The 13,813-nt window shown below is 53.9% G+C and carries 12 protein-coding genes; 2 read left to right on the top strand and 10 right to left on the bottom strand.

Annotated features, from left to right (window positions below; translation table 11 throughout):
* Positions 1 to 44: 44 nt before the first annotated feature.
* Positions 45 to 1,208 carry a 5-methyltetrahydropteroyltriglutamate--homocysteine S-methyltransferase gene (locus tag E6C74_RS16570; protein ID WP_136487165.1) on the bottom strand — a complete coding sequence of 388 codons (1,164 nt, stop codon included), beginning with the start codon at positions 1,206 to 1,208 and terminating at the stop codon, positions 45 to 47.
* A gap of 276 nt (positions 1,209 to 1,484) precedes the next feature.
* Here E6C74_RS16570 and E6C74_RS16565 point away from each other — a divergent pair, with 276 nt between their 5' ends.
* Positions 1,485 to 2,369 (top strand): AEC family transporter, encoded by an 885-nt coding sequence (locus E6C74_RS16565; RefSeq protein WP_136487164.1) that lies wholly within the window; start codon positions 1,485 to 1,487, stop codon positions 2,367 to 2,369.
* 139 nt (positions 2,370 to 2,508) lie between these two features.
* On the opposite strand, the gene fis is transcribed toward E6C74_RS16565, so the two are convergent.
* The 9 genes from fis to E6C74_RS16520 all read right to left on the bottom strand — a co-directional run bounded on the left by fis (position 2,509) and on the right by E6C74_RS16520 (position 12,290).
* The gene (gene fis, locus E6C74_RS16560; protein ID WP_000462885.1) at positions 2,509 to 2,805 is read right to left on the bottom strand and encodes a DNA-binding transcriptional regulator Fis; all 297 of its coding nucleotides are present in this window, start codon (positions 2,803 to 2,805) and stop codon (positions 2,509 to 2,511) included.
* A gap of 23 nt (positions 2,806 to 2,828) precedes the next feature.
* Positions 2,829 to 3,797, bottom strand: coding sequence for a tRNA dihydrouridine synthase DusB (gene dusB, locus E6C74_RS16555; RefSeq protein ID WP_136487163.1), 969 nt, complete (start codon positions 3,795 to 3,797; stop codon positions 2,829 to 2,831).
* Positions 3,798 to 3,936: 139 nt separating this feature from the next.
* On the bottom strand, positions 3,937 to 4,824 hold the full coding sequence (gene prmA / locus E6C74_RS16550; protein WP_136487162.1) for a 50S ribosomal protein L11 methyltransferase: 888 nt from the start codon (positions 4,822 to 4,824) through the stop codon (positions 3,937 to 3,939).
* 205 nt (positions 4,825 to 5,029) lie between these two features.
* Positions 5,030 to 6,373: an acetyl-CoA carboxylase biotin carboxylase subunit gene (accC, locus tag E6C74_RS16545; protein ID WP_136487161.1), complete on the bottom strand. Its 1,344-nt coding sequence runs from the start codon at positions 6,371 to 6,373 to the stop codon at positions 5,030 to 5,032.
* Between the two features lie 13 nt (positions 6,374 to 6,386).
* Positions 6,387 to 6,845, bottom strand: a complete 459-nt coding sequence (gene accB / locus E6C74_RS16540; protein WP_136487160.1) for an acetyl-CoA carboxylase biotin carboxyl carrier protein — start codon at positions 6,843 to 6,845, stop codon at positions 6,387 to 6,389.
* Positions 6,846 to 6,906: 61 nt separating this feature from the next.
* A complete protein-coding gene (aroQ, locus tag E6C74_RS16535; protein ID WP_136487159.1) occupies positions 6,907 to 7,356 on the bottom strand; it encodes a type II 3-dehydroquinate dehydratase in 450 nt (149 codons plus the stop codon).
* 307 nt (positions 7,357 to 7,663) lie between these two features.
* Entirely contained in the window at positions 7,664 to 9,613 is a 1,950-nt protein-coding gene (gene acs, locus E6C74_RS16530; protein WP_136487158.1) for an acetate--CoA ligase, read from the bottom strand.
* A gap of 213 nt (positions 9,614 to 9,826) precedes the next feature.
* Positions 9,827 to 10,453 carry a 3'-5' exonuclease gene (locus tag E6C74_RS16525; RefSeq protein WP_136487157.1) on the bottom strand — a complete coding sequence of 209 codons (627 nt, stop codon included), beginning with the start codon at positions 10,451 to 10,453 and terminating at the stop codon, positions 9,827 to 9,829.
* Positions 10,454 to 10,466: 13 nt separating this feature from the next.
* The gene (locus E6C74_RS16520) at positions 10,467 to 12,290 is read right to left on the bottom strand and encodes a DUF294 nucleotidyltransferase-like domain-containing protein (protein ID WP_136487156.1); all 1,824 of its coding nucleotides are present in this window, start codon (positions 12,288 to 12,290) and stop codon (positions 10,467 to 10,469) included.
* 288 nt (positions 12,291 to 12,578) lie between these two features.
* Here E6C74_RS16520 and E6C74_RS16515 point away from each other — a divergent pair, with 288 nt between their 5' ends.
* On the top strand, positions 12,579 to 13,745 hold the full coding sequence (locus tag E6C74_RS16515; RefSeq protein ID WP_136487155.1) for a 3-phenylpropionate MFS transporter: 1,167 nt from the start codon (positions 12,579 to 12,581) through the stop codon (positions 13,743 to 13,745).
* Positions 13,746 to 13,813 lie beyond the last annotated feature (68 nt).

The raw sequence follows: 13,813 nt of genomic DNA, 5'->3' as shown, positions 1-13,813 counted from the left end.
GCGCAGCCAAATTTTGTCATAGCGTGTTGGCGCCAGTCGGGGATTTACCCCCACACCTCATCGGCGACCTGTTTGACCAGGGCGATTTTGGCCCACTGCTGCGCTTCACTCAGGGCGTTGCCTTCTTCGGTGGAGGCGAAGCCGCATTGGGTGCTGAGGCACAGATTCTCCAGTGGTACGTACTGAGCTGCTTCTTTAATGCGCGCGACGATCGCGTCTGCCGGTTCCAGCTGACCTTCTTTGGAGGACACCAGCCCCAGCACCACTTGTTTGCTGGGGGCCAGTTTGGCGAGCGGGGCAAAGTCACCAGCGCGGTCGGTATCAAACTCAAGATAAAACGCCGAGACGGCAGACTCACCGAGCAGCACATCCGCGACCGGTGCGTAACCACCCGTTGCGGCCCAGGTTGAGCGGTAGTTGCCACGACAGACGTGGGTGGTGAGGACCAGATCCTGCGGCGCGCCAAGCAGCGCTGCGTTATTCACCTTCACCAGTTTATTCAGCAGCGGTTGAATCGCGCCCTGATGATCAAAGCCGTTCTCGTGGCTGTGGCCGCAGCCGCACGCGGCATCATTTTTTACGCTCGCTTGGGCGACTTTCGGGTCGGTCAGCATGCCCCAGGTACAATCGTCGAGTTGCAGGTTGCGGCAGCCGGCGGCGTACAATTCAGCGATAAAGGTCTGATAAGCGGCGGCGATGTCGGCCAGCAGCTCGGCTTCATCCGGGTAGATGCTCTCGGTGTGGGCTTTATTGCACGGACGCAACAGCTCTTTTAAAAACTGGGCCGGGGCAGGGATGGTCAGGCGCGGGGTGACACCTGGCGCAGCCAACGGTAGCAGAAACTTGAAATGTTCAATAAACGGGTGGTTGTGGCCGGAGATTTTGCCGCTCAGGCGGGTGCTTTCGGCGCGGGTTTCAACCGCGGCAAACTGGTAACCCTGCTCGATCTGCGCTTTTTCGACACCATTCAGCCCCCACATGAAATCGAGATGCCACCAACTGCGGCGAAACTCGCCATCGGTAATCACGTTCAGGCCGGCCTGTTGCTGCTTTTCCACCAGTTCAGTGATGGCACGATCTTCCACCGCGGTCAGTTGCGCTTGGTCGATAGTACCACTGGCGAAATCACGACGGGCCTGATGCAGATAATCCGGGCGAAGGTAACTGCCGACAACGTCAGCACGAAAAGGAGGAAGTACAGTAGACATAGCAAGGCGCCTCTCGGTGAATTATTAATGGGTGTAGGGTTAAATTATCGGATGTCCGGACGGCTGTTAAGGGATGCTTTTTCATGCTGAGTATGAAATTAATTCACTATAGAGTGGCAAAGGCATGCTGTGATGAAGATCGGATGAATTTTCAGCGTGATTGATTTGTGCTTGCCCGCAATGCCTTGTAGATTAGGACCTTGTTTGCTGCTTTGGCGGCCTCGCCGCTCTGCTATCCCCGGGCTGTGCCGGGACCAACCTGTGTAAGGACACACCATGCTGGCTGCATTTATTGTCGCAATTCTCCCGGTGCTTATGATTGCGCTGCTCGGCGCTCTGCTGAGTAAAAAGACTGCTTATCTGGATGATCCCAACCTGCCACGGCTGGTGGTCAATGTTGCGATGCCGTGCCTGCTGCTGCACTCGATGCTTGGCAGTCACATTGATTTTCTTGGTATGAGCAAGTTGGTGCTGGGCGCAGTTACGGCATTGCTGGCAATGGTGGTGGTAACCTGGCTGGTGCTCAAAGCAACGGGCCAGCCACTGCGTTTTTACCTGCCGGTGCTGGTTAACCCGAATACCGGTAACCTGGGTATTCCGATCGCTTACTCTCTGCTTGGTGAGCAGGGATTGGCCGGCGCGGTGATCATCTCTTCGATTATTGAAATCAGCCACTTTACCTTAGGGATGGGCATGATGTCCGGCACCTATTCAGCGCGCAAGCTGGTGGCCAATCCGCCGATGCTGGCGTTGCTGGTCAGTGCCGTATTGCTTGGGCTGAATGTGCCGATTCCGGAGTTTCTGCTGCGGGCGTTCGATATGATCGGCAGTATTACCGTGCCGGTGATGCTACTGATGCTGGGCCGCGCCCTGGCGCACATGAAGGTGCGTGAAGCGCCCTGGTTTAAGCTGGCGCTGATGTCGGTCTACCGTCCGCTGATTGGCCTGTTGACCGCCTGGGGCGCTGCGCTGCTGTTCCAGCTGTCGCCGCTGCATACCGCCAACCTGATGATCGCCTGCTCGATGCCGGTCGCGGTGCTGAATTATCTGTTCGCGACCCGCTTTAACGGCCCGGTCAATGACGTCGCCGGTCTCACTTTTCTGACTCTACCGACTGCGCTGGTGGCGCTGGTGATTATCAAGTTATGGGTGATTGTGTAGGCAGAGGTGTACGGGATTACCCCGACATAAACAATTCTTGTCACATCCAAGAGCCCGCCATTTGGCGGGCTCTTTGATCAGCTATAAAAAAAGCCAAACCCGCTTGGGTTTGGCTTTGAATGCTTGCACTAATTGGAAATTAGTTCATGCCGTATTTTTTCAGTTTCTTACGAAGAGTACCACGGTTGATACCCATCATGGTTGCTGCGCGAGTCTGGTTGCCGCGAGTGTACTGCATGATAGTGTCTAGGAGTGGTTGTTCAACTTCAGCTAGAACTAATTCGTAAAGTTCTGTGACTTCCTGACCGTTTAATTGAGCCAGGTAGTTTTTAAGAGACGCTTTAACTGAATCACGTAGTGGCTTTTGCGTGATTTGATCTTGTGAAGTTACGGTAGTTACTGTTAAAGCTTCTGAAGTCAGATTTTGTTCGAACATATTCGGTCTAGCTCTTCTCTTAATTATGATGCAACGTTATCAAAATAACCTTCCAATACCTCTAACTGCAGTGGTGCTGCTTCGATGGCATTGAAGGTACGGCGAAACTCACTCGCCTGCTCATGTTCTTTGAGATACCACCCAACGTGCTTGCGCGCGATGCGTGGGCCTAAATACTCACCATAAAACTGATGGAGAGCCTTCACATGACCAAGCAGGATGTCTTTCACTTCCGCATAGGGAAGATCAGGCATCGTGGTGCCGTTTTCCAAATAGTGTTGGATTTCCTGGAAAATCCAAGGACGTCCCTGGGCAGGGCGTCCAATCATTAAAGCGTCCGCGCCGGTGTACTCCAGCACATACCTGGCCTTCTCCGGACAATCGATATCACCGTTAGCGATGACCGGAATTTGAATAGCCTGTTTGACCGCTTTAATGCTGTCGTATTCCGCCTCACCTTTGTACATGCAGGTACGGGTTCGCCCATGAAGCGCCAGTGCCTGAATGCCGCAGTCTTCGGCAAGTTTAGCGATTTGGACGCAGTTTTTATTGTCTGTGTCCCAGCCGGTCCGGGTTTTCAGTGTCACAGGGACACTCACTGCATCCACTACCGCTTTCAGGATGTCTTCGATCACATCCGGGTAGCGCAGCAGGGCAGAACCAGCCAGCTTCTTGTTCACTTTCTTTGCCGGGCAGCCCATGTTGATGTCGATGATTTGCGCACCGTTCTCAACGCTGAACTGGGCCGCATCGGCCATCAGCTGTGGGTCGCTTCCCGCAATCTGTACAGAGCGAATGCCCGATTCGCCTTCATGCACCATGCGGTTTCTCGACTTGTCTGTTTTCCACAGAGCCGGGTTAGCGGACATCATTTCACTGACGGCCATACCAGCCCCGTAACGGAGGCACAACTCTCGAAACGGTCTGTCGGTGACACCAGCCATAGGTGCGACGATTAGATTGTTCTTAAGTTGATAATTTCCGATTTTCAAAACGTGTTCACAGCTTCATACCAGCAAGGGCGCGCATTTTACGCATTTTTTCGATGCGTGAAAAGACTAATATTTGAGCATTTACAAAATGTTTTGGTAAATGGTCTATTTTTCAGTCAATTAGCGCGCAAAGTCTTATCTAGCCTTGTTTGCGACCGGACACACGGCACCATTCTTCCTTCTCTGCGATAGGATCCAGTTGCAGTTCATCACGGTAATAATCAGCCACATCTTCGGCCTGAGTGTTAAGCACGCCGGACATCGCCAGCAGACCGCCTGGTTTAATCAGGCTCTTGATCACCGGTGACAGCTCACGCAGCGGGCCGGCCAGAATGTTGGCGACCACGACGTCCGCCACCAGGCCTTGTGGCTGGTCTTGTGGCAGGAAGACTTCAATCTGGTCAGCCACGCCGTTACGTTCAGCGTTATCTTTACTCGCCAGCAGCGCCTGCGGGTCGATATCGATACCGATCACGCGTGCGGCGCCGAGTTTAATCGCGGCAATCGCCAGGATGCCGGAGCCACAACCGAAGTCGATGACGGTTTTGCCCGCCAGATCGAGGGAGTCAAGCCATTGCAGACACAGCGCTGTGGTCGGGTGGGTACCGGTGCCGAACGCCAGACCCGGATCAAGCAGGACATTCACTGCGCTCGGATCCGGAATATCGCGCCAGCTCGGGCAAATCCACAGACGTTCGCCGAACTTCATCGGGTGGAAGTTATCCATCCACTCGCGTTCCCAGTCTTTATCTTCGATCTGCTCAACTTTATGGGCAAAATCCTGCGCCAACAGCTGGCTATGACGAATCTGTTCCAGTACCCAGGCAGTGTCTGCTTCGGCATCGTAAAGGGCAAGAACGTCGGTATCGCCCCACAAACGGGTTTCACCCGGCAGAGGCTCAAACACAGGGGTGTCTTTTGCATCCATGAAGGTGACCGACAGCGCACCGGTTTCTTCCATCAGCATGTCACTGATGGCTTCTGCGTTTTCGTTGGTCGCATTGAGTTTAATTTGAATCCAAGGCATGGCTCTTGCTCTCTTCAGTTCGTTCAGTTGGCGCAGAGTGTAGCAGATTTAGCGAGCTTTTATAGAAGCAGTGGCGTTTGTACTCCAGCAGCAGCTTGTGTAGCGCGGCTGCGTCTTTTAGCGCAGTCATATCACTGACAAAGGGCGGCGCATAAAAACAAAGATGCCCACCGAGGTGGGCATCTTTGATGAAATCAGCAGGGGATTATTGCAGACCCAGCTTTTTCTCCAGATAGTGGATGTTCGTGCCACCGTGCTGGAAGTTTTCATCTTTCATGATTTCTTGCTGCAGCGGGATGTTGGTCTTAATGCCTTCCACAATCATCTCTTCCAGTGCATTACGCATACGGGCAATCGCGACATCACGGTTTTCACCGAAAGTGATCAGTTTACCGATCATTGAGTCGTAGTATGCCGGTACCGTGTAGCCGGAGTAGATGTGTGATTCCCAACGAACGCCCATACCACCTGGTGAGTGGAAACGGGTGATCTTGCCCGGACATGGCAGGAAGCGCTCTGGATCTTCTGCGTTGATACGACATTCCATCGCATGGCCGCGGATCTTGATGTCATCCTGAGTGAATGACAGAGGCTGACCGGCCGCGATACGCAGCTGTTCTTTGATCAGGTCAACGCCAGTCACCATTTCGGTCACCGGGTGTTCAACCTGGATACGGGTGTTCATTTCAATGAAGTAGAACTCGCCGTTTTCGTACAGGAACTCAAACGTACCTGCGCCGCGGTAACCGATTTCGATACACGCACGGGTACAACGTTCACCGATGTACTTACGCATCTCTTCAGTGATGCCTGGTGCCGGAGCTTCTTCTACCACTTTCTGGTGACGACGCTGCATTGAACAGTCACGTTCACCCAGGTGGATAGCGCCGCCCTGGCCGTCAGCCAGAACCTGAACTTCAACGTGACGTGGGTTTTCCAGGAATTTCTCCATGTACACCATGTCGTTGTTGAATGCTGCACGTGCTTCTGCGCGGGTCATGTTGATGGCGTTGATCAGTTCTTTCTCAGAACGAACCACGCGCATACCACGACCGCCGCCGCCGCCCGATGCTTTGATGATGACCGGGTAGCCGATGCGTTTCGCGTGCGCTTTGTTCTTCGCTTCGTCGCCGTCCAGCGGGCCGTCAGAGCCTGGTACACATGGTACGCCCGCTTTTTTCATCGCGTTGATTGCTGACACTTTGTCACCCATCAGGCGAATGGTGTCCGCTTTAGGACCCACGAAGATAAAGCCGCTGCGCTCAACTTGTTCAGCGAAGTCTGCGTTCTCAGACAGGAAGCCGTAACCCGGGTGGATAGCAATCGCACCGGTCACTTCTGCCGCCGAGATGATACGCGGAATGTTCAGGTAGCTGTCGATGCCTTTCGCAGGACCGATACAGACAGTTTCATCAGCCAGCAGGACGTGTTTCAGATCACGGTCTGCGGTTGAGTGTACGGCAACAGTTTTGATGCCTAATTCTTTACATGCACGAAGGATACGAAGCGCGATTTCGCCTCGGTTCGCGATGACTAACTTATCTAGCATAACAGCGCCTCGATTATTCGATGACTACAAGCGGCTGGTCGAATTCTACTGGCTGGCCGTCTTCTACCAGGATCTCAGTTACCACACCAGATTTGTCCGCTTCGATTTGGTTCATCATTTTCATCGCTTCAACGATACACAGCGTATCGCCAACAGAAACTTTCTGACCGACTTCGATGAATGACGCCGCATCCGGGCTTGGAGAGCGGTAGAACGTACCAACCATTGGAGAAAGAACCATGTGACCAGTTTGCACTTTAGCAGCTGGAGCTTCTGCTGGTGCCGCCACTGGTGCTGCTGCAGGAGCTGGTGCCGCAACTGGCGCAGGCGCCGCTGCGTACTGAATCGGTGCTACTGGTGCAACGCCGTTACGACTGATGCGTACCGATTCTTCACCTTCTGAAATTTCCAGCTCAGCAATGCCAGACTCTTCAACCAATTCGATAAGCTTCTTGATTTTACGAATATCCATTGTTTCTTTCTCTTTTATCTTGTGAGTAAGACAGCCCTAAAGGGCTGCAGAGTGTTTGGGGTTACTTTGTTTGCAGCGCACGAATGGCAGCAGACAAAGCGAATTCATAACCTTGTGCACCTAAGCCGCAAATCACGCCCTGTGCTTTATCAGACAGGTAGGAGTGATGACGGAACGGTTCACGAGCATGTACATTTGACAAATGCACCTCGATAAAGGGAATCGCTACGCCCAGCAGAGCATCACGCAGCGCTACGCTGCTATGGGTGAATGCGGCCGGATTGATAATGATGAAATCCACTTTACCGTAAGCCTGGTGAATGGCTTCGATAAGCTCATATTCGCGATTCGACTGGAGATGTTCCAACTCAACGTCAGCGCTTTCTGCCTGTTGCTGCAGCTTAGCTACAATTTGTTCCAGCGTGTTTGAACCGTAGTGGGCTGGCTCGCGCAAGCCTAATAAGTTCAAGTTTGGACCATTTAGTACCAGAATGCGTAATTTTGCTGACATTGTGTTGTTATCTCCGTTTATAATGTTGTAATTACGAATATTCCCATATTATCGCAGATCCGCGAGATTTTTTTTGTCAAAAAAACGCGGATTTTATTAAATTGACCAAGATTATAGCTAATTCATAGCAAATGGCAGCAATTTACTGGTCTAATCACCTAGTTAGGCGTCAGCGACTGGGCTCAGGTTAACAGATTGGTAAAAAAGAAAGGGGCGTCCTGTGGCTGGATAACGGCTTGCCGGGACTGAAAAACAAAACTCCGGGCAGGTTTCCCCGACCGGAGTTTAACGTATGGATTTTGCTGGTTTAATTCAGCTGTTGATTTTCGGCAATCAGTTTGTCGACCACGCTTGGATCGGCCAGAGTTGAGGTATCACCCAGGTTACTGGTATCGCCGGTGGCAATCTTGCGCAGGATACGACGCATGATTTTTCCTGAGCGGGTTTTTGGCAGTGCATCGGTCCAGTGCAGGACATCCGGGGTGGCAATTGGGCCGATTTCCTTACGTACCCAGTCTTTGACTTCTTTGTGCAGGTCCGCGCTCGGGAACACGCCGTCATTGAGAGTAATGTAAGCGTAAATCGCCTGTCCCTTGATATCGTGTGGAACGCCGACCACAGCGGCTTCCGCAATCTTGTCAAACGCCACCAGCGCGGATTCGATTTCTGCAGTCCCCATGCGGTGTCCGGACACGTTGAGGACGTCATCGACCCGGCCGGTAATCCAGAAGTAATCGTCTTCATCACGGCGTGCGCCGTCACCGGTAAAGTACATGCCTTTAAAGGTGGAGAAGTAGGTTTGCTCGAAGCGTTCGTGATCGCCGTACACGGTGCGCATCTGGCCCGGCCATGAATCGAGGATCACCAGGTTACCTTCGGCTGCGCCTTCAATGATGTCACCGCTGTTATCAACCAAGGCGGGTTGCACGCCGAAAAACGGACGAGTGGCTGAGCCTGGTTTCAGTTCGGTTGCGCCCGGCAGCGGCGTGATCAGGATGCCGCCGGTTTCCGTTTGCCACCAGGTATCCACAATCGGTGATGTTTCATTACCAATGGTTTTGTAGTACCACTCCCAGGCTTCCGGGTTAATCGGTTCGCCCACCGAGCCCATGATACGCAGGCTGCTGCGGGAAGTGCCTTGGACCGCTTCGTCACCTTTCGCCATCAGCGCACGGATTGCGGTTGGCGCAGTGTAAAGAATGCTGACCTGGTGTTTGTCGACCACTTCGCTCATGCGTGCTGTGCTTGGATAATTGGGCACACCTTCAAACAGGATTGTTTTGGCGCCGTTGGCAAGTGGTCCGTATATCAGGTAAGTGTGGCCGGTGATCCAGCCCACATCCGCGGTACACCAGAAAATATCGTCAGGCTGGTAATCAAAGACGTATTTAAACGTCATGGTCGCATACACCAGATAACCACCTGTGGTGTGCAGTACGCCTTTTGGTTTGCCGGTTGAGCCTGAGGTATACAGGATAAACAGCGGATCTTCGGCGTTCATCTCTTCCGGCGGACAGACATCAGAAACGCTCGCGACGGCATCATGCCACCACACGTCGCGATGCTCATGCCAGGCGACATCGCCGCCGGTGCGCTGGAATACGATGACTTTGCTGATGTTTTTTACTTCCGGATGGGTCAGGGCTTCATCCACGTTTTTCTTCAGCGGTACTGCGCGTCCGCCGCGCACGCCTTCATCGGCAGTCACGACCAGTTTGGCATCGGAGTCGATGATACGCCCGGCCAGTGCTTCCGGAGAGAAGCCGCCGAAGACCACGGTATGCACCGCACCGATACGGGTACAGGCCAGCATCGCCACGGCGGCTTCCGGCACCATCGGCATGTAGAGACACACCACATCGCCTTTGCGAACGCCCTGAGCTTTCAGTGCGTTGGAGAAGCGGCACACTTCGCGGTGCAGCTGATTAAACGTCAGAGTCTTGTCGTCGGCCGGATCATCGCCTTCCCAGATGATGGCCACTTCGTCACCGCGCTCAGCCAGATGGCGGTCAATACAGTTGGCCGACACGTTGAGGGTGCCGTCTTCAAACCAGCGGATGTCGACATGGCCGGTATCAAATGAGGTATTTTTTACTTGGGTGAATGGCTTGATCCAATCGACAATTTTGCCGTGTTCACTCCAGAACCCTTCCGGATCAGAGACAGACTGCTGGTACATCGCCAGGTAGGTATCGTTATCTGCATGGGTATTCGCTTTGATGTTCGCTTTGACCGGATAAATGTGGGCTTCACTCATTGCTTATTCTCCTTGTGAATACAGCCAGTTCCTTTCGCGCCGTGTTTCAAACACGGGGCAAGAAATCGAATCTGCCTATAACTGTTAGCCACAGGCCGGGTTTGCACAATTAGACTTTAGGATGAATGCCGACTTTTTATTGGAAAAATAGAGAGTTAAATAGTTTTTTGCGAGCTGGGTCAGGCTGTGTGGTACGCCGTGGACCGGCTGTAGTCAGGACGGAGAGGTGAAGGTGGGCAAATCGCCCTTGGTCAGACGTACAAACACCAGCGCAGCGGCGATGGCGTCCTGCAGCGCGTCATGTTTGTCCTGCAGCGGCAGATCAAGATGGCGGCAGATGGCATCCAGGCTGAGATCAAAATAGGCATTGGGCAGGTGGCGTTCCAGTTTGTCATGGTAGATCTGGCTGACTTCAATCAGGTCGTTAGGCAGCGGAAAGCCGAAATGCTTACGGCAGGCAATATCGAGAATCGTCTTATCATAGCGAATGTGATAGCCGACCAGAGGATGGTTGCCGATAAACTCAATCAGGCGGCTCAGCGCCTCTTTTTCGCTCAGGCCGTCGGCCAGATCCTGATGGCGCATACGATGGATGCGTACTGAACCGGAATCGAGCGACTGCGGGGCGCGCAGCCGTACTTCAAACGGCTGGCTGGTAAGAATACGGTTATCAATAATTTTGGTCGCCGCTATGGTGACCAGTTCGGCGCGTTTGGGATCCAGGCTGGTGGTTTCGCAGTCGAGCGACACAAACACCTGACTCTCAGGCTTGGTAAACAGTGCCTGATAAGGGGAGCCTTGCAGTCTGTGATGCCAGTAGCGGCGCGTTAGCCAGTTCATCGTTACCTGCCGGTCAGTCGCGAATCTGATAGTGGTAGCCGAGCCACTGTTTGAATTTCTTCACCACATGCAGGCTGTGGCGCAGCAGATCGCGTTCCGCACGGTCGAGCTGTTTCAAATCCAGAGTGTTGGCATTGTGCTGGTTACTCAGTTGCTGGGCGAGGCGCAGTTTGAAAAACTGTTTCAGTGCTTCACTGAGGTTATCGCCGGTCTCCTGTTCCAGCACTTTACGCTCGACCAGGGCTTCAATACGACGGAAGGTATTGTTGACATCGAGCTTGTATTCCAGACTCAGCGCCCGGATGCCGTGCACAATCGGAAAGATGCCGCCTTGTTTGATATCCAGGCCGGATTTGGCGCTTTTGACATTGCCAAACAAGGTGAGCGGTACGGAAAAACTCAGCGCAGGACGGGTAAATTCGGTCAGAATCAGCTCCTGATCGGCCATCAGATCTCTCAGATGCTGCTGCACCGGTTCAAGTAACTGTTTATTGCCGGCCACGGCATGCGCATCGGCCATGATGGCGATGTCCATCACCTGCTCAGGCCGGGCGGCTCTGACCCAACTGCTCAGAGTCTGTTTCCAGGCACTTTGTGATTTCACCCACTTCGGATTGTTGACCATCACTTTGCCGGGGCAGAGCGGATAACCGAGTTGCAGCAGGGTATGGGTCAGAGTCTGCATGATACTGTCGCACTGATGCCATTGCAGGCCATCTTTAATGACCAGCGCATTATCCTGATCGGTTTTCAGGATCTGCTCACCGCGCCCCTCAGAGCCGAGTACCAGCAGACAGACATGATCGTGCAGCGCTGGTGGCACCACCAGTTCAAACGCTTTTTCAATGATTTGCTCGTTGACCGCCGAAATCAGTTCCATCACAAAGCGGGTGCGTACGCCGCGGCGGCTGAGGCTTTCCACCAACTGGCGCTGTTTATTTGAGGCCAGTGCCAGCTCTTCGATGCTGGTCGCGCGCGCAATTGCCAGGGTCAGGACATGGGAATGGGTCGAAAAGGTACTCAGGATCTGAATCATATCCAGGATACCGACCGCCTGATTGCCTTCACATACCATCAGGCGTTTCACCTTGTGGCGGGTCATCATCACCATGGCGTTGAACAGGAACTCGCCCTGATCGACATGCAGCACCGGAAACGTTGCGATGTCACCGACCGGCGCATCGATCGCGATATCATCCAGCATCACTGCATGCAGCATATTGGTCCGGGTGACGATGGCATACGGATGTTCACGGCTCTCTGTCAGACGCGGGTCGTCGTCTGAGAGCCTGACCAGTGCCGCATCGACGCCGCTCTCTTTCATCTGCCGGGTGACGTGCTGCAGCGGCTGCTCCGGACTGAGCAGCATCGGCGGGGTGAAAATAGAGCGGTCGACCTGAGTAAGAATGAACTCGGCGATATTTTGCTGTTGCTGCGCAGCTTCAATCAGCTCCTGTCGCCTGGCCAGATTGTTATCAAAGTAGGCCGCGAATTCGCCGTTGTTGTTATACAGCTCGAGAAAGACCGGCTGCGGCAGCAGGTAACTCAGGGTATCTTCCAGGGCGATGTAATGGTGCTTGCTCTGGCCCTCAAACAGTGAACGCACATCGAACATGTCGTCGTTGGCGTAGTGGGCGTAAACCTCGCTGCCGTCTGCCGAGCGCTCTTCCACCGTGCCTTTGATCAGCACAAACAGCTGTGAACACGCCTGGCCGCTATGCAGTATGGTCTCGCGTTCACGATAGTAGGCCACGTCGAGCGAAGCGCGCAGATGTTTTTGCTGGCTTTCGCTCAGACGATCGAACGGTGGCGAGTGCATGTTAAATTTATCCGGCATGGCGGCTATCCTGGGAATGTTCTCAGTTTAAGTGTGACAAATTTCTTTCGCCTCTCCAGACGACTTTGGTCTAATGGCCGCGGTTCCTGGCAGGCGGGTCACAGTAAAACAAGCGCTATTTTGCAGAAAAGAGGAAACAGTGCGTTGAGTAAACAGCACTTTTTCCGCTCCGGTTGGCGCTGCATAATAACCGGGCTGTCAGGCTGGATTGCCTGAGCAGTGGTTCGGGCTCGTCACACTTGCTGTGCTGGCGATGCGCGCGGTTGATTTTTGTTGTTAGGACACATCATGTTTAACCCTTCTCCTTTTGGCTGGGTAGCTCAGTACTTCAGCGGCTTCTTTTTTGCGTACGGGGTCTACCTGCCGTTCTGGTCAGTGTGGTTTAAAGAGCAGGGCGTCTCAGCCACCGACATCGGTTTACTGGTCGGGATCGGTCTGGTGACGCGCTGTGTCGCTAATCTGCTGATTACCCGGGTTGTACACCGGGTCGAACATCTTCTGCCGGCGCTGCGCTGGCTCAGTTTTGCCCTGCTGCTGTTTATTCTCTTCCACCTGTTTGCCGGGGGGAACTTCTGGATGCTGGCGCTGGCAACGGTCCTGGTCAACTTGTGTCTCGGGCCGATCATTCCGCTCTCCGATGCCACTGCCAACCACTATGCCAAACTTAATCTGCTCGATTACGGCAGTGCCCGCTTGTGGGGCTCGGCCGCTTTTGTGGCCGGTACGGTCGCCGTTGGCCAGTTAGTCGCGCGCTACGGTGCCGTGATGATCGTCTACACCGCGATGTTTGGCGCCCTGGTGTGTCTGCTGCTCAGTCTGCGTCATCCACGCCACAAGCCGGTCACAGAAGTGGACGATCACGGCGTACGTCCGAAGCTGCTGCAGGTGCTGCGCGAATGGCCGGTGGTTAAGTTTCTTGCCCTGACCGCGCTGATTCAGGGCAGTCATGCCGCTTATTACGCCTTTAGTGCGGTGTACTGGAAGCAGGCGGGGTACTCGGAAGATATCACCAGTTACTTATGGGGCTTGGCGGTGGTGGCCGAGCTGGTTGTGTTCGCATTCAGTAAGCGTCTGTTTGCCGGCTGGAGCCTGCGCCTGCTATTTACCGTTGCAGCGGTGGGGGTAATGTTGCGCTGGGGAATAGTGGCGTCAACCACGTCGCTTGCTCTGCTGGTGCTGGTGCAACTGCTGCATGGCGTAACTTTTGCTACCGCCCATCTGGCGGCCGTGCAGTATATCCAGCGCGCGCCGACCACCAAGATTGTCTCCTTGCAGGCGCTGTATAACGCGGTGGCACTGGGTGCGTTTACCGCGCTGATGACCATGGTGAGCGGCTGGGTGTATGACTCGGCCGGTGCCGGCACCATGTTCTGGATGATGGCGGTCATGGGGCTGCTGGCACTGCTGATTAAAGTCGAGGCGCCGCAGTCGTCACTCAAAACTCGTGTGGCGTGAAGCCATAGTTAGGGTTAATGGCAGAAAGCGGAGTCTGATGCACAGATTTCATGCAGCGTGATTGAGCT

It is taken from the genome of Vibrio sp. H11 (genome assembly GCF_004804295.1).
Taxonomy (GTDB): domain Bacteria; phylum Pseudomonadota; class Gammaproteobacteria; order Enterobacterales; family Vibrionaceae; genus Vibrio; species Vibrio ostreae.
Note: the sequence above shows the minus strand (reverse complement) of the source record. Positions and strands in the feature narration are given on the sequence as shown.